The sequence below is a fragment of the Salegentibacter sp. BDJ18 genome, from assembly GCF_017579965.1.
Lineage (GTDB): Bacteria > Bacteroidota > Bacteroidia > Flavobacteriales > Flavobacteriaceae > Salegentibacter.
In genome coordinates, this window is sequence record NZ_JAFLQX010000021.1 from 26130 (window position 1) to 47288 (window position 21159).

23 protein-coding genes are annotated in these 21159 nt (G+C 37.2%); 8 read left to right on the plus strand and 15 right to left on the minus strand.

Annotation, left to right across the window (positions count from 1 at the left end; translation table 11 throughout):
- Positions 1 to 57 precede the first annotated feature (57 nt).
- On the minus strand, positions 58 to 549 hold the full coding sequence (locus tag J0871_RS11685; RefSeq protein WP_208225441.1) for a DUF4251 domain-containing protein: 492 nt from the start codon (positions 547 to 549) through the stop codon (positions 58 to 60).
- Between the two features lie 251 nt (positions 550 to 800).
- Here J0871_RS11685 and raiA point away from each other — a divergent pair, with 251 nt between their 5' ends.
- Positions 801 to 1106 (plus strand): ribosome-associated translation inhibitor RaiA, encoded by a 306-nt coding sequence (raiA, locus tag J0871_RS11690; protein WP_208225443.1) that lies wholly within the window; start codon positions 801 to 803, stop codon positions 1104 to 1106.
- A gap of 165 nt (positions 1107 to 1271) precedes the next feature.
- Here raiA and J0871_RS11695 read toward each other — a convergent pair whose 3' ends face one another.
- From J0871_RS11695 to J0871_RS11760, 14 genes are all read right to left on the minus strand, one after another.
- Positions 1272 to 3293 (minus strand): aconitate hydratase, encoded by a 2022-nt coding sequence (locus J0871_RS11695; protein WP_208225445.1) that lies wholly within the window; start codon positions 3291 to 3293, stop codon positions 1272 to 1274.
- Between the two features lie 267 nt (positions 3294 to 3560).
- Positions 3561 to 4277 (minus strand): hypothetical protein, encoded by a 717-nt coding sequence (locus tag J0871_RS11700; protein WP_208225447.1) that lies wholly within the window; start codon positions 4275 to 4277, stop codon positions 3561 to 3563.
- Between the two features lie 73 nt (positions 4278 to 4350).
- Positions 4351 to 4914, minus strand: coding sequence for a 4'-phosphopantetheinyl transferase superfamily protein (locus J0871_RS11705; RefSeq protein WP_208225449.1), 564 nt, complete (start codon positions 4912 to 4914; stop codon positions 4351 to 4353).
- Positions 4911 to 5165 (minus strand): phosphopantetheine-binding protein, encoded by a 255-nt coding sequence (locus J0871_RS11710; protein WP_208225451.1) that lies wholly within the window; start codon positions 5163 to 5165, stop codon positions 4911 to 4913. Before J0871_RS11710 ends, J0871_RS11705 begins: the two co-directional genes overlap by 4 nt.
- Before the next feature lie 18 nt (positions 5166 to 5183).
- Positions 5184 to 6446 carry a beta-ketoacyl-[acyl-carrier-protein] synthase family protein gene (locus J0871_RS11715; RefSeq protein WP_208225453.1) on the minus strand — a complete coding sequence of 421 codons (1263 nt, stop codon included), beginning with the start codon at positions 6444 to 6446 and terminating at the stop codon, positions 5184 to 5186.
- A gap of 12 nt (positions 6447 to 6458) precedes the next feature.
- A complete protein-coding gene (locus J0871_RS11720; protein WP_208225455.1) occupies positions 6459 to 6905 on the minus strand; it encodes a FabA/FabZ family ACP-dehydratase in 447 nt (148 codons plus the stop codon).
- A 7-nt stretch (positions 6906 to 6912) separates the two neighbouring features.
- Positions 6913 to 7707, minus strand: a complete 795-nt coding sequence (locus J0871_RS11725) for an SDR family oxidoreductase (protein WP_208225457.1) — start codon at positions 7705 to 7707, stop codon at positions 6913 to 6915.
- Positions 7701 to 8753: a type III polyketide synthase gene (locus J0871_RS11730; protein ID WP_208225459.1), complete on the minus strand. Its 1053-nt coding sequence runs from the start codon at positions 8751 to 8753 to the stop codon at positions 7701 to 7703. Before J0871_RS11730 ends, J0871_RS11725 begins: the two co-directional genes overlap by 7 nt.
- Positions 8750 to 9469, minus strand: coding sequence for a methyltransferase domain-containing protein (locus J0871_RS11735; protein WP_208225460.1), 720 nt, complete (start codon positions 9467 to 9469; stop codon positions 8750 to 8752). Before J0871_RS11735 ends, J0871_RS11730 begins: the two co-directional genes overlap by 4 nt.
- A complete protein-coding gene (locus tag J0871_RS11740) occupies positions 9466 to 10593 on the minus strand; it encodes an NAD(P)/FAD-dependent oxidoreductase (RefSeq protein ID WP_208225462.1) in 1128 nt (375 codons plus the stop codon). The genes J0871_RS11735 and J0871_RS11740 overlap by 4 nt, the downstream gene beginning before the upstream one ends.
- A 75-nt stretch (positions 10594 to 10668) precedes the next feature.
- Complete coding sequence (locus J0871_RS11745) at positions 10669 to 11367, minus strand: OmpA family protein (RefSeq protein WP_208225464.1); 699 nt, start codon at positions 11365 to 11367, stop codon at positions 10669 to 10671.
- Positions 11368 to 11382: 15 nt separating this feature from the next.
- Complete coding sequence (locus J0871_RS11750; protein WP_075326852.1) at positions 11383 to 11862, minus strand: lipocalin family protein; 480 nt, start codon at positions 11860 to 11862, stop codon at positions 11383 to 11385.
- Positions 11863 to 11954: 92 nt separating this feature from the next.
- On the minus strand, positions 11955 to 12116 hold the full coding sequence (locus J0871_RS11755) for a DUF1328 domain-containing protein (protein WP_070055250.1): 162 nt from the start codon (positions 12114 to 12116) through the stop codon (positions 11955 to 11957).
- A 140-nt stretch (positions 12117 to 12256) separates the two neighbouring features.
- The gene (locus tag J0871_RS11760) at positions 12257 to 14263 is read right to left on the minus strand and encodes a dehydrogenase E1 component subunit alpha/beta (RefSeq protein ID WP_208225466.1); all 2007 of its coding nucleotides are present in this window, start codon (positions 14261 to 14263) and stop codon (positions 12257 to 12259) included.
- Positions 14264 to 14391: 128 nt separating this feature from the next.
- Between J0871_RS11760 and J0871_RS11765 the strand changes: the two genes are divergently transcribed.
- From J0871_RS11765 to J0871_RS11795, 7 genes are all read left to right on the plus strand, one after another.
- Positions 14392 to 15342, plus strand: a complete 951-nt coding sequence (locus J0871_RS11765; RefSeq protein ID WP_208225624.1) for an isopenicillin N synthase family oxygenase — start codon at positions 14392 to 14394, stop codon at positions 15340 to 15342.
- A gap of 3 nt (positions 15343 to 15345) precedes the next feature.
- On the plus strand, positions 15346 to 15696 hold the full coding sequence (locus J0871_RS11770) for a translation initiation factor (RefSeq protein WP_208225468.1): 351 nt from the start codon (positions 15346 to 15348) through the stop codon (positions 15694 to 15696).
- Between the two features lie 26 nt (positions 15697 to 15722).
- The gene (locus J0871_RS11775; RefSeq protein WP_208225470.1) at positions 15723 to 16655 is read left to right on the plus strand and encodes a DUF1835 domain-containing protein; all 933 of its coding nucleotides are present in this window, start codon (positions 15723 to 15725) and stop codon (positions 16653 to 16655) included.
- 1 nt (position 16656) lies between these two features.
- Positions 16657 to 17526 (plus strand): nucleoside phosphorylase, encoded by an 870-nt coding sequence (locus J0871_RS11780; protein WP_208225471.1) that lies wholly within the window; start codon positions 16657 to 16659, stop codon positions 17524 to 17526.
- A gap of 112 nt (positions 17527 to 17638) precedes the next feature.
- A complete protein-coding gene (ppk1, locus tag J0871_RS11785; protein WP_208225473.1) occupies positions 17639 to 19693 on the plus strand; it encodes a polyphosphate kinase 1 in 2055 nt (684 codons plus the stop codon).
- The gene (locus J0871_RS11790) at positions 19690 to 20541 is read left to right on the plus strand and encodes a substrate-binding domain-containing protein (RefSeq protein ID WP_208225476.1); all 852 of its coding nucleotides are present in this window, start codon (positions 19690 to 19692) and stop codon (positions 20539 to 20541) included. Before ppk1 ends, J0871_RS11790 begins: the two co-directional genes overlap by 4 nt.
- Before the next feature lie 40 nt (positions 20542 to 20581).
- Positions 20582 to 21157: a hypothetical protein gene (locus tag J0871_RS11795; protein WP_208225477.1), complete on the plus strand. Its 576-nt coding sequence runs from the start codon at positions 20582 to 20584 to the stop codon at positions 21155 to 21157.
- Positions 21158 to 21159 lie beyond the last annotated feature (2 nt).

Below are 21159 nucleotides of genomic sequence, written 5' to 3' on the forward strand. Positions count from 1 at the left end.
ATAGCTGAAACTTATCTTTCATTTAGAACCTACTCATCTTCTTCTAAGTCACTTATCCTACTTATCTACTTCTAACTCACTTATTCTTCCCTGGTAAGATATAAACGAACGCTGGCTGCTATTTACCCTGGTATTTACATCTCCTTCAGGAAAAATATTTATTGAAAAGTCCAGATTCTCAGTATCCTGGTCGGTAGAAAATTTTATTATTTGGGAATTATTCTTTCCGTTGCTAATTTCAAAATCCTGTAACGGGCCGTTATAAATTATGCCGCCTTCATTATTATGACCACCGCCAGAAAAACGTTCACCAAAAAATGGCAGAAATAAATTCACAGAATCTTTTTTAAAGCGTATAAAATTAGGATTTCCTATCAGGTTAATTCTACCACCAGACATCGGGTTGAGCCAATCGTGCTCAATTTCAAATTCCATACTTTCAATTAAAGCTTTGGTTTCTGCAATTTTAGTAGTATTAGCACTACTACCGCAGCTTTGCAGTAATATTATCGTAAGAATGATTGTTAAATATTTGATTGTAAGGTTCATAACCAACTTTATAAGATTCTTAGCTTAAGATACAATCTTTAACTTTTTATTACTCTTAAAAGACTTTTAAATTCGTAGTTCACGAATTTTTCCAAGCCATTTTATTGATAAATATAGATCTAATTTATCTTCAACTAAAAAATAAGTTTATGCACTTAAAAATATTCTTAAACCTTTGCTAAGAATCACTTAATTGATTTGGGTACTTAGAGAATTATGGGTTTATTGGTACTACTAAAATAAACTTATTTATGGAAGCAATTTATCAGTTCGTAAAACTCGATAAAAGCGAATCACTACAGGAATTCGCTCAAAAAAAATTAGATAAACTGGAGACAAAATATGACTGGATCGTGAAAGCCCAGGTGTATTTTAAAAAGGAAGAAGCCCAGGATCCTAAAGGTTATATTTGTAATATTAAATTGAGTGCTCCCGGGCCTCAAATTTTTGCCGAATCTAACGAAAACTCTTTTGAAGCTGCAACCTCTGAAACTATTAGAGATTTGGAACGGCAGTTATCAAAAAGAAAAGGCCAAATGAAAACACATTCAAACTAAGAATATTTTCAGTTTAATTCATAAAAAACCCTGATGTAACTCACATCAGGGTTTTTTTTATCCTACACTTGTTTTAAAAACCAGGTAGATAATAATCAGAATATGGATCCCGAAGTGAATTCGGGATAAAAATTATTTCTCCCGAAGCTTCGAGAATATCAATTTTTATTTTGTTTCGGCTTCTTCAGCATCTTTGGCTTGATCTTCACCAAGTTCGTTTGCCTCAATACGTTCTTTGAACTCATTAATAATTCCACCTTTTAGTAAAATATTAATTTGCCTGTCACTCATACTGTGTTTTGTTTCAAACTCCAGTTTATCACCATTTGCTTTTCTAACAATTACCTTAATATTATTTCGGTTTATGATGTCTTCCCGCAGGTTTCTAAAAATTATTTGATCGTCCTGATCTATTTTTTCATAATCTGCGATGTCTAAAAATTCCAACGGAAGAATACCGAAATTCACCAGATTTTGCCAGGCAATTCTTGCATAACTATTTGCAATTACCGCCACCTGTCCTAAATATTTTGGTGCAATTGCCGCGTGCTCCCTACTGGAACCTTGCGCATAATTATCTTTAGCAACTACAATATGGCCGCCGTGTTCTCCTTTAGCTTTCATTGCACGATCATAAAAACTTTCGTCAATAACCGTGTAAGAAAATTTACTGATTTCTGGCAGGTTACTTCTAAATGGTAGTACTTCTGCTCCTGCTTTTAAAATTTCATCGGTAGAAATATTATCACCCATTTTCAGCATAACCGGTACGCTGTATTTATCTTGCATAGGCTCAATATATGGGAGCGATTTAATATTTGGACCTTTTTGAAGTTCAACCTTAGAACCATCTTCTGGAGGAGCAACCAACATATCTTCTTTAATAATCTGAAATTCGGGATATTCAAATTTAGGATACTTCATATTATAAAGCTTTTCCATATCCCTTGGGTCGGTAATTTTTCCTGTTAAAGCTGAAGCTGCCGCAGTTTCTGGGCTACATAAATGTACCTGGTCATCTTTGGTACCGGAACGATCTGGGAAGTTTCTGGGCATAGTACGCAAACTAATAGTACCAGATGCCGGTGCCTGTCCCATTCCTATACAACCCATACATCCTGATTGGTGAAAACGTGCTCCTGCCTTGATTAAATTGGCAAAAGCTCTATTTTCTATCATATTCTGAATAATTTGCCTTGAAGTTGGGTTAATATCAAAAGAAACATCACTACTAACCGATTTATCTTCTACTATAGCACCTGCCACCCAGAAATCTCTTAAACCGGGATTGGCTGAAGAACCAATAACCACCTGGCTAATTGATTTTCCTGCAACCTCACTCACTGGAACAACATTTCCAGGACTGGTTGGTAAGGCAATTAAGGGAACCAGTTCATCTAAAATTATTTCTTCGTGAAGATCGTATTCACAACCTTCATCGGCTACCAATTCTCTCCAATCGTCTTCACGTTCCTGAGATTTTAGGAATCTTTTTGTTTCGTTATCACTTGGGAAAACGGTGGTGGTAGCACCAAGTTCAGCACCCATATTGGCAATCACGTGACGATCCATAGCACTTAAATTCTTAAGTCCGTCGCCATAATATTCTATTACTTTACCAACTCCGCCTTTTACATCGTGGCGGCGCAACATTTCAAGAATAACATCTTTAGCACTTACCCAGTCTGGTAAATTTCCGGTAAGTTTTACACCCCAAACTTTTGGCATTTTTACAAAATATGGTTGTCCTGCAATCGCTGCCGCAACGTCAAGTCCGCCAGTACCAATTGCTAACATTCCTAAAGAACCTGCAGCCGGAGTGTGGCTATCTGAACCTACCATTGTTTTCCCCGGTTTCCCAAAGCGTTCCATATGTACGGGGTGGCTCACACCATTCCCTGGCCTACTATACCAAAGCCCAAATTTTTGCGCAGCCGAAAGTAAAAACAAGTGGTCATCGGCATTTTTAAAGTCGGTTTGTAGCAGGTTGTGATCTACATATTGCACGGCTACCTCGGTTTGAGCTTTTTCGAGGCCCATAGCTTCAAGCTCTAATTGTACCAGTGTTCCCGTAGCATCCTGCAGTAATGCCTGATCTATTTTTATTCCTATTTCCTTTCCGGGAATCATTTCTCCCTTGAGCAAATGTTCTTTAATTAATTTTTGAGTTACGTTTAATTTAGACATAGTTGGTTATTTTTAAGCTTTAAAATATTACAATTTATAGGAACAAAGGGTGCGTTTAACAATATCTTATATCTTCTACCCTGCCCTAACTACTTAATGTTTAGCGGATATTGAAAACTTTAAACATTAAAAAAGCCACAAATAGAGAAGGTTCTCTTCTTTATTTATGGCTTCTAAAAAAGCTGTTTGAAAAATAGCTGTTGTAATATTCTGAACCTAAGTTGTAAATATTCAACGGGCTACTTTCGAAACAGCTTAATTATATTTTTAACTTCTGCTTAAAGCGTTTAAAATATCGGTTTGCTGACCTTCTTCAATGTTGAAACCGGGTTTTCCTTTTCTTGGGAATAAATAGGCAAATTCTTCATCAAAAGCACTCCAGCTTCCTGCCAATCCAAAATCGTCGTTAGATTTATCCATTTTTGGCCTTTTAAAGGTATTCAAATCTGAATTGTATGGAGAGCCTTCGGCATCTTCACCCGGGAATAACATTCCATCGTTTACTTCAGAATAAATAACTACTGAAGCGCCACCGTTTCCGGGAAGATCAAAAACTTTTAGACCAAAATCTTTTAAAACTCCTTTGCGTTCAGTTATATCTTTGGTTTTAAAACTGTCTTTAAAATTGTTGCGTGGATGTGCAAAAATTGTTGCGCCACCGGCATCTTCAGAAATTGTCTTTAGATCGGCATAAGCATCTTTTAAAATAGCATCGCAGGTAATTAAAATACCTTTTATTTTATACCCATCGGTTACCAGCTTTTTTATAGCATCTTTAGAAGATTTTTCAACTACATCAATAAGCAGTATATCCTGCCTGTTTATATGTCTAATAGCGTAACCCTGGTTAAAAACGCCATCTTTTTCTTCACCTTTAATAATAAATGTGTCTGGGATTAACTTTAAAAATTTACCGGTTTCACCTTTTTCAACAAATTCGGCACTTTGGCTGTGCAGCACTTCCATCTTATCAACAGTCTTCATAATCAAAATCGTTTTAAATTAGTTGTTTCAAGATACAAATAAGGCTATGTTTTCACAATGCTGAAATCGGGTTTTAGGACAGATTTAACGAGACAGCGTAAGCTGAAAAATTACCGTGGTGGGAAAGGCTAAACGGAATTTGCAGATTATCACCCCCGTAGCTCACAAATGGTACTCCCTGCTGGTCTTTGCTTATGTTAAGGGATTCTAATGGAATTCCTCTCTGCTCAGCAATTTTTTGAAGCAACCTGAGCCTGGAATTTTTATTTTCTGAAATAAGGGAAAACTCGGTGTTTCCCGTAAATGTATGAATCATATTTGGAAAAAGAATCGAATTTATAACAAAAACATCTTCTTTATAACATACCACTCCCCTCGTCTTGCCAGGATTAATTTTAACCTGTTCACAAACAAATTGCTTCGGATTATAAAATCGCTTCAACTGATATTTACGCTGAATCGCCTTATAAACCGCCTCTTTCATACTCCATAATAGCCAGACATTCAATTCAGGATCTTCTGAATTCTGAATAAAAGTTTGTTCTTCTTCCGAAAATAATTTCTGAAGAAAGCCTTCTCTTTGCCAGTTACTTTGGCTCCGAATCAGGTTAAGGTCTATGATATCGTTGCCAATCACGCTGAAGCAAGTTTGCGCTCGATGATATTTTTAGCATCACCTACGGTAAGCATTCCTTCCATAGATTCGTTGTCTATTTCAATATTAAACTCGTCTTCCACGTCTAAAATAACATCTACCAGGTTAGCTGAATTTACTTCCAGGTCATTAATAAAATCGGTTTCTTCATTAAAGCTTTCCAGACCTTTAGGCCTTTGTGCATAAGGCGTCACAATCTTTTTTATAGCTTCCAGAATATCTTTTTCTTTCATTTTTTGTAATAAATAGCTTCATAATTTTTTAAAAATAACTACGGAATTTACATCCCCAAATCCAAAACTGGATTTTGCCAGAATATTAATTGGTTTCTCTAAAGTTTTTCGCGGAATTCTCTCTTCTGAAACCAAATTTGCTATTTCCGGTTTCAGGTCTTCGCAATTCACATTTCCGAAGATAAAGTTTTTATCCATTTGTAACACACTTGCAACACATTCTATACTTCCCGAAGCGGCCAGGCAATGCCCGGTCATTCCTTTTAAAGAATTTATATACGGGAAATCACTTCTTTTCAATGCTTTCTTCCAATTCTCAATCTCCAGCGCATCTTTGGTGGTGGCGGTAAGATGCCCATTAATCACGTCAATTTCCTCTGCTGAAATGTTAGAAAAATGAATAGCTTCTTTAATACAACGAATAACTGCGTCGCTATTAGCAGCTGTCATACTGCCACCACCGCGTTGGCCACCACTATTAACTGCACCACCCAAAACTTCGGCGTAAATTTTCGCGCCACGCTCTTTAACCGATTCGTATTCTTCCAACACCAAAGCCCCTGCTCCACTTCCCGGCACAAAACCTGCAGCCGATGCGCTCATTGGCCTGGAGGCTTCTGTAGGATTTTCGTTATATTTTGAAGGTAAAATACGCATCGCATCAAAACCGCCCCAAACATACGGGCCGTGATCGCTGCAGCTTCCAACTAACATTCTCTTTGCTTTCCCGCTTGCAATTCTTTCAAATCCCATTAGTAAAGCTTCGGTGCCCGTGGTACAGGCCGAAGAGTTAGAAGTTACCTGGTTTCCGCAGCCTAAAATACCCCCTAAATAAGCGCTAATTCCACTGGCCATGGTTTGCATTACGCTGGTACTTCCCAATCTTCTGGTTTTCCCGGCATCTATTAAATGAATCGCTTCCCGAAATTTATCTACACCCAGAATCCCGGTGCCAAAAACAATTCCGCTGTCCCAATCTGGTTGTTCGTTATCTTCAATTTTAAGTCCTGCATCCTGCCAGGCATTGGTTCCGGCAATTACCCCGTAAACGATCCCGCTGGAATTGAGTCCGCGTAGTTGTAAAGGCGTGAAGTATTCAGCTATTTTTTCTTCGGAAAGTTGTGGTTTTCCGGCAATCTGGCAACTGAATTTTAAACGTTCCAGTTCTTCTTCAAACCTAATCCCACTTTCGCCTTTTCTAATTGCATCTTCAAAATTAGCCAGCCCTACACCATTTGGTGCAACCACACCCATTCCTGTAATGACTACGCGCTTTTTCATTTAAATAAATTTCTAAACAGTTTCGTTTTTAATCATTCCGGCAATCTTTCCACGGCAAATTAGCTTATCTTCCTTGTTATACATTCTTACTTCACATTTCAATTTATTAAACCTATAAAACAATTTTTCTGAAACTACTTTTACCGTTTCCCCGGGAAAAACCGGGAGGTAAAAATCTACTTCAGATGAACTTAAGGCAAGTTTTATATTTTTAGAAGTTTCCTTGCTGTTTTCAAGAAGGAAAACCCCCAGGCATACCACGCCAATTTGCGCCATACATTCGGTTAAAATCACACCTGGCGTTACCGGATTATTTTTAAAATGCCCTTTATAAAAAAAAGAATCTTCGGGAAAAGTATAAATCCCTTCGGCAGAGTTTTCGTTGACTTTTAGCAATTCATCTACAAAAAGGAATGGCGATGAATATGGTAGTTTTTCGAGTATATTTTTATAATCCAACCGCCGTTTATTTTAAATGTTCTCCACCATTAACCGGAATAATAGTCCCCGTAATCCAACCGGCTTCGTCTTTACTTAATAAATAAACCACATTCGCCACATCGTTTGGAACGGTAAGCCTTTTAAACGGATTATGTTTTAGGGCGTGCATGCGTAAAGTTTCATTCCCGGGAATCATTTGGAAAGAGCGGGTAACGGTAACACCTGCCTGAATACAATTGGCCCGAATACCGTGCGGAGCAAATTCTAGCGCAATATTTCGGGTTATAGATTCTAAGGCTACTTTTGCTGCAGAAACCGCGGCGTAATTGGCCCAGGCTTTTTTATTGCCTTCACTGGTAAAAGAAATTATACGGGCATCTTTTGCAAAAAGATTAGCTTTAAAAATAGCTTTTGTCCAATCGTAAAGGCTAATAGCCATCGCATCTATGGTAATTTGAAAATCTACATTATCTAAAGTAGGTTCATCACCAGTCATTGGTTTTAGGTTTCCCTTTGCAATACTATGTACCAAACTTCTAATTTTGCCTTCTTTTCCTAAGATCTTAGCAATTTCTTCAATTAAATTTGCTCGCTTTTCAGCATTTGTAGCATCCACATTAAAGCTTTCAAACTTAACATCCTGTTCTCTAATATCTTCAAAAGCTTCTTCTATTTCGGCTATATCGGTTCTTCTATCGCGGTGTACTATAATTATATTCATCCCGTGATGGGCGAGTTTTCTAGCAGTGGCAAAGCCAAGGCCTGTACTTCCGCCTAAAATAATTGCCCAGTAATTACGATCTTTAAATTCTGCTACCATTCCAATAAAATTCTTTGTGCCGAAAAGCCGGGTCCAAAACTTAACATTAAGCCCTGTTCGCCGGGTTTTGGCTGATTTTTCATAAATTCTTCTAACACATACAGCACCGTAGCGCTGCTCATGTTCCCGTATTGCCGAAGCACTTCCCGGGTTTCGTCTATATTCTTCCCTAAGTTACCAAAAAGATCTTCAACTGTTTGCACAATTTTCTTTCCGCCGGGATGAAATATAAGATGATCTACCTTTTCAATATTAGAATTAAATTTCTTTAAAAAGGGATGAACAATTTCGGGGAAATGAGATGCTATGGTTTGCGGCACGCTTTCATCTAAAATCATTTTGAGTCCGTGGTTGGTGAGATCAAAACCCATTAAATGTGTAGCTTCGTAAAAATGATACATTTCCTCACCTAAAATTTTAGGACCCGAAGCGTTTTCTTCTGAAGAAAGCAATACACAAGCGGCGCCATCACCAAAAATAGCTGCACTTACCATATTGGCCATAGAAAAATCGTTTAACTGGAAAGTAGCCGTGGGACTTTCTACTGCGATTACCGCGGCACGCTTCCCGGGATTGGCTTTTAGAAAATTTGCTGCATAGATAATTCCTGAAATTCCTGCTGCACAGCCCATTTCGGTAACCGGGAGCCGGGTAATATCCTGCCGCAATTTCAATTTATTTATAAGATAAGCATCTAAAGAAGGAATCATTATGCCGGTACAACTCACGGTAATTATAAAATCAATTGAATTGGCTACCCAGCTATTATTTTCTAAAGCTTTTTGAAGCACATTTTTACCAAGCTTCTTAACCTCCCGAACATAAATATTGTTTTTATCTTCAAAAGAAGTCGCGGTAAAAACCTCTTCAGGATCCATAATAGAATAACGCTTATCTACCCCGGCGCCTTCAAAGATTTTAAGAACCTTTCTCCGGTAGCGATCTTCCTGACCTTCAAGCCAGGTTTCTACCAGCGGAAGAATATCTTTGGTTTCCCGTGAATATTCCGGTAATTCTTTTTCTACACCTATAATTTTTATACTCATATTTTTTCTTTCTGAATAATCCACTGGTAGCGAAATGCCCACTTCCAGCTAATTTGATGATAGGTTTGGGGAATTTTTTCGGCAAAACCTTTTAATTCTTCTCTTTTGAATCCTCTTAAAATAGAGATCAAACCATCTTTACGGGCAATTTCATTATTGATAAAAACAGCACAAAAGGCCTGAAACAACCTATAAGCAAGTTTGGATCGATGCAAGTCGTTAATTACCACACCCAGCCTGGATTGTTGATGGAACAGGTTTAGTAATTCATTAATTTCGTGGTTCTTAAAATGATGTAGTGTTAAGGTACACAAGATTATGTCGCAATGAAAATTTTTAAATTCCCTGCTAAAAATATCTATAGATTTAAAATCAATTTCCGGAAAATCTAAAGACATTTTTTCAGCAATTTTGATGGCATGTGTGTTGGCATCAATTCCAGTGAGTTTAAACTTATAACTATTTTTTCTTCCCCATCTGGCGATTTCCCGAAGGACGGCACCATTGCCACAACCAACATCAGCAATATAGATTTCCTTTGTTTTTGGTTGCTTTGATACAATACTCTTTACTCCTTCTAAGGTGATTTTATTCCCACCCAGCCATTTATTGATATTGTCAAGATCACGTAAAGTTTTATCGAGCTCCTGGCCTTTTAGGTCAAAATCGTCCATAATTTCAACCGCGTTGGTTCTTTTAGAGGTATCTATACTCATACTATGGGTTGCCCGTGGGTTTTACTTATGATTTTCTCTAACAAGTACGGAAATTTTTTAACGAGCTGCTGTGATGTTGAAGCCAAAAAAGGATTGATTAATATTTTCTGAAGAATTCGCCCGGTTTTTAATCGATTTTTAAAATGTGTATTCCAGTTCTCCCGATATTGGTTTTCAAGATTTTTTCGGTCTAAATTAATTCCGTGGAAATTATTCATAATTGCTTCCGAAGCAATTTTTCCCGAGTGAATAGCCATAGCCATTCCATTTCCACATAGCGGATGAATTAGCCCTGCAGCGTCTCCCAACATTAAAATATGATTATTGATAACAGATTTTTCCTGGAAAGAAATTTGGGCGATACTCAGGTCTTTCTCAAATAAAGGTTTAGCATTCTTAAAGAAGCCTTTTAAATAGGCGTTTTGAAATAAAACTTTTTGCTTGAATTCTTCGGTGTTTCGGAATTTTTTGAAGCTTTTATAGGAAACCATATAACAGGCATTTACCGCCCCGGTTTCCGTTTTTGATAATCCGCAATAACCGCCTTCAAAATTATGAAGTGCCACTAAATTCTTAGGAAATTCTGGATCTTCATAATGCGATTTTACAGCGAGCCAGGAAGATTTTTCCTGGATAAATTGTCGTTCCAGGTTTTTATCAAGATTGGATCGTTTACCGAATGCGCCTAATACTATAGGGGCTTTTAGTTGTTTTCCTGAAGAAAGTTTCAGTGTAAATTCATCATTTTCAAAATTTATATTTTCAACTGATTCAATTAAAGTTTCGGCTCCATTTTCTTCAGCTTTTTTAAGAAGAAAATCATCTAAAGCATAACGGCTTAAGCCCATCCCGCCCAGGTTTAAAGAAGTTTCTATAGATTTTGCATTTTGAGTACTGTAAAGGAGTTTATGAATTTTTACCGGGTTTAAATCTTTTTCGAGATCTATATCCATGGACTGGAGATATGGAATTACTTCGTTAGAAAGGTACTCCCCGCATACTTTATGCCTGGGATATGATTTTTTTTCTATAAGCAAGACACGTTTTCCTGCCCGAGAAAGATGAATGGCAGCAGTTAATCCCGCCAGGCCTGCACCTACTATAATTACTTGAAAATCTGCCATTGGTTGAAGATAAATAAATACATAAAAAAATCCCGGAAATTTCCGGGATTTAATATTTGTTTGAAGAAATAGAACCTAGTTCTTCTGTTCAGCCTGTTTCCTGGCTTCTTCTTTTAATTCTTCGTTTGCAACAATAGCGAGCTCTACCCTACGGTTTTTAGCACGACCTTCAGCAGTTTCGTTATCATATTTTGGTTGGGATTCTCCATACCATTTAGTTTCAAACCTTCCGCTGCTCAACCCTTGGTTGGTTAAGTAATTAGTTACAGCCTGTGCTCTGTTTTTGGATAAAGTAAGGTTGTATGTTTCACTTCCGGTATCATCGGTATGCCCTTCAACTAAAATATTAGAATCTGGATATTCTTTAAAAATATCGGCAAGCTTATTCAGGGTTTGTTGTGATTTAGCGTTGATATTATACTTTTCAGTATCAAAATATACACCGCTGCTTTCATCAAAAGTCACGTTAATTCCTTCGCCTACTCTTTCAACTTCAGCGCCTGGAATTTCCTGTTCAATTTCCTTGGCTTGATCGTCCATACGGTTACCAATAATCGCTCCGGCTGCTCCACCTACAACTCCGCCAATAATGGCGCCAAGTGCAGTATTTCCGTCTCCGGTATTGTTTCCAACAACACCACCAATTACGGCTCCACCGGCAGATCCAATTACAGCTCCTTTTTGTTTATTATTCGCATTCTTTGTGGCTTCACAACTAAAAAGAAGTGTGGCAGCAAAAAGAATGGCAAACATTCTGTTTATAGTAGTCTTCATAGTAAATTAATTTAATTAAAGTTTAGAAAAATTCATTCTTATCACAAATGGAGAACCTTCAAGCATTACAGATTGTTCCCATACCATTTGTGTTTCAGAAAGTGATCTTAAATTCATTCGGAAACCTTGATTTCCCGTTGTAGAGTTATAATCTTCATCGGTTGGTTTCAATAGAAAATCGAAAATTCCTTCCGGAGTATTTTCTTCATCTATTGACCAAACGAAATACCGCTGCCCTGCACTGCAATTAGGTCCCTGTACAGTATATGCGCCCCTGTTATTATTAGAGACAAAATTCCACGTACTATTTTCAAAACAGGATGCATTGGCATCATTTAGTAGGGTAACATCAAACTCACCAGAACTGTTTGGATAAGTTACACTGGTAAGCGTCCAGTTTCCATTAAAGGTTTTTCTGGCTTCTTTGGCGGTTTTGCTGGGTCCGCAAGCGGCAAGTAGTACCGCTACAAAGCCAAGTATAAATATTTTTTTCATTAGTTAGTTGTTTGGGTTATACATAAAAATCCAATGCTTGCCGATTGGTACCTGGCGCAATACATTGGATTTTATTCTTTATTTATTTGTTTTTATCTTCTAAATAATCTGCTCACTAAAGAAATTACTAATAGTACCAGGAAAATGTAAAAGATTATTTTAGCAATGTCTGCAAAACCTTCGGCGATTCCACCAAAGCCGAAAATAGCAGCTACCAAAGCAATGATTAAGAAAATAACGATTAAACGTATCATAATAAAAGATTTTTGATTAGTTGTAATCTAAATTACGGTAGGTGTAGAACGGAGACAAAAGATTATTAATACTTTAACAGCAGAACTGTTAAGGAATCTTAAAATATGAAATATTTGGGCTTCTTATTATTAATAGTCTATTAATAGTCTATTAATAGCTGTAATTTTTCCTTCAATTTTTTCTTCGGAAGATATCCTTCTTCCAGTGCGGCGGCAAACGGAATTGGAGTTTCCCCACTGCCAAGTCGCATTACCGGTGCGTCTAAAAATTCAAAACATTCTTCTGAAATAATTGCTGAAATTTCTGAGGCTAAACTTCCAAAAAGCGAGTCTTCGGTAAGTACAAGTACTTTTCCGGTTTTTTTAACCGAATTAATTATGGTCTCTTTATCTAGAGGTTGCAGGCTACGAAGATCTATTAATTCTATTTTTTCTAATTCTGCTCCCTCTAAGGTATCTAGAGCCCAGTGAACGGCTGCACCATAAGTGACAATTGTAAGCTTTTCCCCTTCTTTTAATATTGAAGCTTTTCCAAATGGCAAGGTGTAATAATCTACGGGAACTTCCTGCCGAATACTGCGGTATAACGCCTTGTGTTCAAAGAACAACACAGGATTTGGATCGTTAAAAGCTGTATTAAGCAAGCCTTTTGCATCATATGGAAACGCAGGGTAAACAACTTTTAAGCCTGGAATCTTGGTAAACCAGGCTTCATTAGTTTGACTATGAAAAGGTCCTGCTCCTACCCCGGCCCCACAAGGCATTCTTATAACCACATCGGCATTTTGATTCCAGCGGTAATTGCTTTTAGCCAGGTAATTTACAATAGGATTAAAACCGGAACTCACAAAATCTCCAAACTGCATTTCTACCATAGCCTTCATTCCATTTATAGAAAGTCCCATTGCGGTTCCCACAATAGCCGACTCACAAATTGGGGTGTTTCGCACTCTTTCTTTACCAAATTCTTCCAGTAATCCTTCGGTAATTTTAAAAACTCCACCGTATTCTGCAATATCCTGTCCCATTAACACCAGGGAATTATGTCTTTGCATAGATTGTTTTACCGCTTGAGAAATAGCGTCAATAAATCTTATAGTTTCAGTTTCTGAACTTGTTTTAACCTCTTGATATACAAACTCTTGGTAAACATCATTTAATTCATTAGTTTCAATGTATTCTGAAACCGGTTCTTCATTAGCTGCTTTTAAATTTTCATCAATTTCAGCTTTAATTTCATTTTTAAAGTGCACATCCTGCTCTTCAGAAAGTATATTTTCTTCCATCAGAAAACGTTTAAAATTCTCTACAGGATCTTTTTGCTGCCAGAAATTCATTAAATCTTCTGGAACGTATTTTGTTCCACTGGCTTCCTCGTGGCCCCGCATTCTAAAAGTTTTGAACTCCAGTAAAACCGGTCGGGGATTTTGTCTAATACTTTCAGCAACCTCAGAAACTTTAGAGTAAACTTCAATTATATTATTTCCGTCAATAATATGAGATTCCATTCCGTAGCCCTGGGCACGGTCGGCAAGATCTTTACATCTATATTGTTCATTTGTTGGAGTTGAAAGTCCGTAGCCATTGTTTTCTATGCAAAACAAAACCGGTAAATCCCAAACTGATGCAATATTTAGCGCTTCGTGAAAATCGCCTTCACTGGTGCCACCTTCCCCGGTAAAAACCGCGGTTACTTTATTTTCATCTTTGAGTTTATGGGCTAAAGCAATTCCGTCGGCTACTCCAAGCTGAGGTCCTAAATGAGAGATCATTCCCACGATTTTATATTCCTGGGTTCCAAAGTGAAAACTTCTATCCCGTCCTTTTGTAAATCCGTTTTGTTTCCCCTGCCATTGCGAGAAAAGTCGGTTTAATGGCACGTTACGAGAAGTAAAAACTCCCAAATTTCTATGCATTGGTAAAATATACTCATCGGCATTAAGGGATTTGGTTACCCCTATAGAAATTGCTTCCTGGCCTATGCCGCTAAACCATTTAGATATCTTACCCTGTCTCAGCAAAATGAGCATTTTCTCTTCAATTAAACGCGGTTTTAAAAGCGCTGCATATAAGTCTAACAATTGTGCTGAAGAAAGGTTTTCTTTCTTAAATTTAATGGCAGGTGGCTGGGAAGAGTTTGGTTGCATAGTGTGTATTTGTTTACCAAATGTAACCAAAATTATAAATGCTAAGAAATTTAAAAAGCCTCGTTAGCTCCCGTATTTTTCTTTAACTTTGTGTGTTAAATTCTCAAAAAACTAAGCATATTATGGCGATGAATAATATTCCCAGCGTAGATCTTGCCGATTTTCTTTCAGAAGATCCAAACAGAAAACAAAAATTTGTTGAAGAGATTGGCAAAGCTTACGAGGAGATTGGTTTTGTAGCTTTAAAAAATCATTTTCTTGATAATGAGCTGGAAGAAAATCTATATAAAGAAGTAAAAAGTTTTTTTGCCCTTCCTTTAGAAGTGAAGAAAAAATATGAAATTGAAGGTCTTGCCGGTCAGCGGGGCTATATTTCCTTCGGAAAAGAGCACGCAAAAGGTAAAAAAGAAGGTGATCTTAAAGAGTTCTGGCATTTTGGGCAGGAACCGGCTGAAGATGCAAATCTTACTGAAGAATACCCAGAAAATGTACAGGTTTCTGAACTTAAAGATTTTAATAAGGTAGGCATGGAAGCTTACCGAATGCTGGAAAAAACCGGTATTTATGTATTACGGGCATTAGCTTTATACATTGGTTTGGAAGAACATTATTTTGATCACTGGGCCAGCAACGGAAATAGTATTTTAAGACCAATCCACTACCCTCCTATTACCGAAGAGCCTAAAGGTGCGGTTAGAGCCGGCGCTCATGGAGATATAAATCTTATCACTTTACTTATGGGAGCCTCTACAGGAGGTTTACAGGTATTGCGAAAAGATGGCGAGTGGATAGATGCGGTACCCCAGGAAGATGAATTGGTAATTAATGTGGGAGATATGTTAGAGAGACATACCAATAATAAATTACGCTCTACAATTCATCGCGTAATTAACCCACCAAAGGAGCAGTGGGATAAACCAAGATATTCAATTCCTTTCTTTATGCACCCCAGGAGTGAGATGCGCTTAGATTGCCTGGAAGAATGTATAGATGAAGAGAATCCAAAACAATATGAAGATATTACTGCCGGCGATTTTTTACACCAGCGTCTGGTAGAAATTGGACTCCTAAAAAAGTAAGTTATGGTGAAGAAGAAACTCGGACTAGAAGATTTAGGCGGTTTTGTTTTTTCTACAAATGATGATTTTGAAGGAAACGAGCACGAAGAAACCGAAGAAACCTTAGCACCAGCAGATCAGCAACTGGAAGCGCATTTTAGCAGTAAAGGGCGCGGTGGAAAAACCGTAACTATAATTAAAGGCTTTGAAGGAACCAATGACGATTTAGTAATTCTTGGAAAGAAGCTAAAGAAAAAATGTGGAGTTGGCGGTTCGGCTAAAGATGGTGAGATTATTATCCAGGGTGACGACAGGGAAAAGATTATGGAACTGCTTAGAAAAGATGGCTATAATGTAAAACGGGTTGGCGGTTAATTTCCACCAACCTTTAAATTCTCCCAATGGAAAAAAAAGCCCTGCATATTGTTAATGGTGATAGCTTAACCGAACAGGTTGAAGAACTGGATCTACCCGGGCAAATTATTGTTTGGCGGGAATTGCTTTGCGAAGGGCCGTGTGTTAAAGAAGTTGGTTCTTTGAAATTCATTAGGAAAAGAGAGAAATTTTTAAAAGAAGCCTACAATATTTCTTCTGAAGAATATAAAGAGCGTTTTGTATCCCAGCTTAAAAAACTAAAAAAAGCTAAAGATTACGACCACGTGGTACTCTGGTTTGAATTTGATCTTTTTTGCCATATAAATATGCTGGCGGCCATAAGTTTTTACAGGGAACACCAACCAAAAGTTCCTTTTTACCTGGTATGTAGTAAACGCCAAAAAGGAGAAGATGAATTTCTACCGCTTTCCAGGCTTCCGCAAAAACATTTATTAAATCATTTTAATAAAAAAATTCAGTTAGAAGAAGAAGACCTGGAGATTGCTAATTTGGTTTGGGAGCTGTATTGCAGCAACGACCCTATGAAACTCAAGAAACAAATAAAAAAGACTTCAAATTTTGAATATCTTTCCAGTTGCATTAGGGCGCATATAGAACGTTTTCCCAATAGTAAAACCGGCATTAATTCGCTGGAGAGAAATGTACTTAAACTGGTAGAAAATCAGCAAATAACTTCATTTAACCAATTGTTGGGTTACGCCCTGCAGTACCAGGGCTATTATGGTTATAGCGATTCTCAAATGGAAAGGGTACTCAGTAAACTATCTATTTTCTATACGCTGGAAGATAATCGCGTGGTGTTAACCTCAAAAGGTGAGGATGCCTTAAACCAGAAGAAAAATTTTTACCAGGAACTTAAAAATGAAGAATGTTTGGGAGGTGCAAGAGTTTTTGATTTTCTCTATGATGCCGACTCCCATAAAGTTTTAAAATTATAATATGCCAATAGAAGCTTCGGAATTTATACAAAACAGTGATGGTAGCGTTTACCATTTAAATTTATTACCACAACATCTCGCTAAGACTGTGATTTTAGTAGGTGATCCTAATCGGGTTGAGAGAATTACCAGGCATTTTGATAAAGTTGAATTTAAATTAAAGAAACGGGAATTTTATACTCAAACAGGTTATTATAAAGGAAAACGCATCAGTGTGATTTCTACGGGAATTGGCCCCGATAATATTGATATTGTACTTAACGAACTTGATGCGCTTGTAAATATAGATTTTGAAACCAGGGAGCTTAAAAAAGAAATTACGAGTTTAGATATTATAAGAATTGGAACTTCGGGCTCTATTCAAAAGGAAGTTCCGGTAGATTCCTTTTTAAGTAGCGAAAGCGCAATTGGCTTTGACGGACTTTTACACTTCTACGAAAGCGAGCATATTCAAAATTCAGAATTTGCTGATGCTTTTAGTAAACACTTAGACTGGTTTAAAAAGAAAGCCGCACCCTACGTAGTAGATGGGAGTGAAAACCTAATATCCCGTATGGAGTCTTCTCGTGTACATAAAGGTGTTACCGCTACAAATATTGGATTTTATGGCCCGCAGGGAAGGATTTTACGCTTAGCGCTTCAGGATGATAAAATGAACGATAAACTAGCTTCATTTTCATTCAACAATAAGAAAATCACGAATCTTGAAATGGAAACATCGGCAATTTATGGCTTGTCTAAATTACTTGGGCATAATGCGATTTCTATGAATGCAATAATTGCCAACAGAGCCGCGGGAACTTTTTCAAAAGATCCTAAAAAAACCGTAGATGAGCTTATTCAATACAGTTTAGAGCAATTGACAAAGTAATCTTATTATAAAATTATAGGAGTCTTAAAATCTTTCTGCCTGCGCATTTAACAGAAAATTAAAAGCAAACCTCTGCCCTTATTTGTATTTTTGGTCAAACCACTAATCAATAATGCAGGAACCACAAGAAATTCCATTAAGGCATCGCGACCTTAACTGGCTGAGCTTTAACGCTAGAGTCTTACAGGAGGCAGAAGATAAACTCAATCCGCTTTACGAGCGGATTCGTTTTTTAGCTATTTTCTCTTCTAATTTAGATGAATACTTTAGGGTAAGGGTTGCGCAGCTTCGCCAAATGAAACGTGTGGAGAAAAGCATTCGTAAAAAACTCGCCTTAAAACCTACTAAAACTACCAAGGAAATCCTGGAGGAAGTAAAACGGCAACAGCACAAATTTGGTGAGATTTACCAAAAACAAATTTTGCCTGAGCTTGCTAAAAACGATATTCTTCTTATAGATGCCGAGCATTTTAATACAGCCCAGAATGAATTTGCATCCAACTATTTTCAGCAAAAGGTAAAATCGCATATTAAGCCCGAGGTTATTGATCTTGAGGAAGAAAATGAACTTTTTCTTCAAAACGCCGAATTATATTTTGTGGTGAGTTTTACCGATAAAGAAAAACTTGGGATCGTAAATATTCCTGTGGATGCCTGCGGAAGATTTGTTAATCTTGAAGGCGATGGCGAAGATAATTCCATAACCTATTTAGATGAAATTATTAGAAGTCAGGTAAGTTCAATTTTTAAAGATCATAAGATTGAGGGCGTGTATGAAATAAAACTTTCCCGTGATGCCGAGCTTTATATTGAAGATATTTATGAAGGAGTTTTGGCTGAAAAGATCTACGATTCACTCGCCCAAAGAACCGATGGTCAACCGACCCGTTTACTATATGATGCTGAAATGCCAAATTTTCTTCATAAAAGAATTAGAAAACTGCTGAAGCTTGGAAAAATTGATATGATGCCCGGGGGGAAATATCACAATTTTAATGATTTCTTTTCCTTCCCCGATCCTACAAATAATCCAGATCTTCATTATAAAAAACTTCCTGCAATAGAGCATAAAGTACTCTCGGGATCAAAAAATTATTTTGAAACAATTTCAGAAAAAGACCAGGCAGTACATTTCCCTTATATGTCTTTTGCTTATGTAGAGAATTTCCTGGAGCAGGCAGTGGACGATAAAGATGTAACCGCAATAAAGATTTCTTTATACCGGGTTGCAGATGAATCAAGATTAACAAGTTTACTTTTAAAGGCTCTGGAAAACGGAAAACAGGTTACGGTATTTGTAGAAGCCAAAGCCAGGTTTGATGAAGAAAATAATATAATTTGGGGCCGAAAATTTGAGGAAAAAGGCGCCAATGTAATTTACTCCTATCCTAAGATTAAAGTACATTCCAAAATAATGCTGGTACAGCGTATGGAAGGCGATGATTTAGTGAACTATTCCTATATAGGTACCGGGAATTTTAATAGTGAAACTTCAGAAATATATTGCGATCACGCTATTTTCACTTCAAATAAACAAATTGCTAAAGAATTATCGCGTTTGTTTAAAGTTCTTGAAGGAGAATTAATTATTCCGCGGGAAAAAAACTTATTGATCTCTCCATTTTCTACACGACAGGAATTTATTAAACTTATCTACAACGAAATTGATTACGCAAGGGAAGGAAAAAAGGCAAAGATCACCGCTAAAATGAACAGCCTTGAAGATCCCGAAATAATCGAGTTGCTTTATAAAGCCAGTAATGCCGGTGTAGAAATAAGACTGCTGGTTCGCGGTTTTACCTGCCTAATTCCCGGAGTTAAAGGTTTAAGTGAAAATATTTATATTACCAGTATTGTAGATAGGTATTTAGAACATGGGCGCATCTATATTTTTGAAAACGGTGGAGATGAAAAGATCTATTACGGCAGTGCCGACTGGATGACGCGTAACCTTTCCCGCCGAATAGAAGTGCTCTCCCCTATTCTGGATAAAGATGTAGCACAGGAATTCAGAGAAATCCTTGAAATTCAGCTAAAAGATAATGTAAAAGCGAGAATTCAGGATGCTGATGAGAAAAATGAGTATGTTAAGAGAGCAAACGGTGAGCAGCCCGTGAGATCGCAATACGAAATCTATAATTATTTAAAAGAAAAACATAGCAAATGAAAACTATAAAAGTAGGTGGAGTCCCCGAACATTTTAACCTTCCGTGGCATTTATGTATAGAAGAAAAATTATTTGAAACGCGTGGCATTAATGTTATTTGGAAAGATTTTCCAGGTGGAACCGGTGCTATGAACAAAGCCTTACGATCTGGAGAAATTGATGTAGCAGTAATTTTAACTGAAGGAATTTTAAAAGATATAATTTCTGGAAATGAAAGTAAGATTATTCAAACTTACATAGGTTCTCCTTTGGTTTGGGGAATTCACGTAGCGGCGGGTTCTAAGTATAAATCGATTGAAGAACTTAAACACACGAAAGCGGCAATTAGCAGAAAAGGTAGCGGTTCACATCTTATGGCCTATGTTAATGCACAAAACCACGAATGGAATACTGAAGAATTACAGTTTGAAATAGTAAAAGACCTGGATGGAGCTGTAGAAGCGCTAAAAGAAGATAAAGCCCAATATTTTATGTGGGAGCATTTTACCACCAAACCTTTGGTAGATAACCATACCTTTAGAAGACTTGCAGATTGCCCTACGCCCTGGCCATGTTTTGTGATTGCTGCCAGAAATGAGAGTTTAAAAAATGAACCGGAACGCCTTAAAACAATGTTGGAAATTTTAAACAGGGAGACTCAACGCTTTAAAAAACTACCAAAAATCGCCGAAAAATTAGCCGAAAGATACGATCAGCGCCTTGAAGATATTGAAAAATGGCTTGATATTACACATTGGAGTGCAGAGCAAATAGCTGAAGCTGAGGTAGAAAAAGTGCAGGAGAAATTATTGGAACTAAACTTAATTTCAAAAAAACAGCGATCATCCGAATTTATTCATAATTTGTAGCCCAATTAATCATCAATCATAACTCATCAATTTTACTTTAATGAAAAAACCATTACTACTATTTTTAGTACTTATTTCATCAGTTACTTTCGCGCAAGACTCGCAAAATACCCAAACTACCGAACCCGATAAAAGGGATATTACTCAAAATGAATTAAGTATTGGTGCGCATAACCTCGTTGCCTTTGGCGCTTTAGATCTCACATACGAACGCATTATCGACAAGAATTCCAGTTGGGCAATTGAAGGTTTTTTAAGAGCTTTAGATCGCGACAACGAGAATATAGACGATGCATTTTATAAAGATTTTTCGCTAACCGGGAAATACAAATATTTCTTTGGCGACCGTTATGCTCGTGGTTTCTACGTTCACGGTTTCGGAATGCTTTCCAGTGGAGAATATGACGATAATTATGTAGTGGGACCAGATGGTTATGGTTATTACGAATATGAAAATTACACAGATTTCGCACTTGGCTTTGGCGTTGGGGGCAAATTCGTTTCTACGGGAGGATTCTTTTTAGACCTCGGGGCAGGAATTGGTAGAAATCTACTTAGCGAAAACTCTCCAACTATCGTGGGCCAGTTTAACGTAAATCTTGGATTTAGATTTTAAGC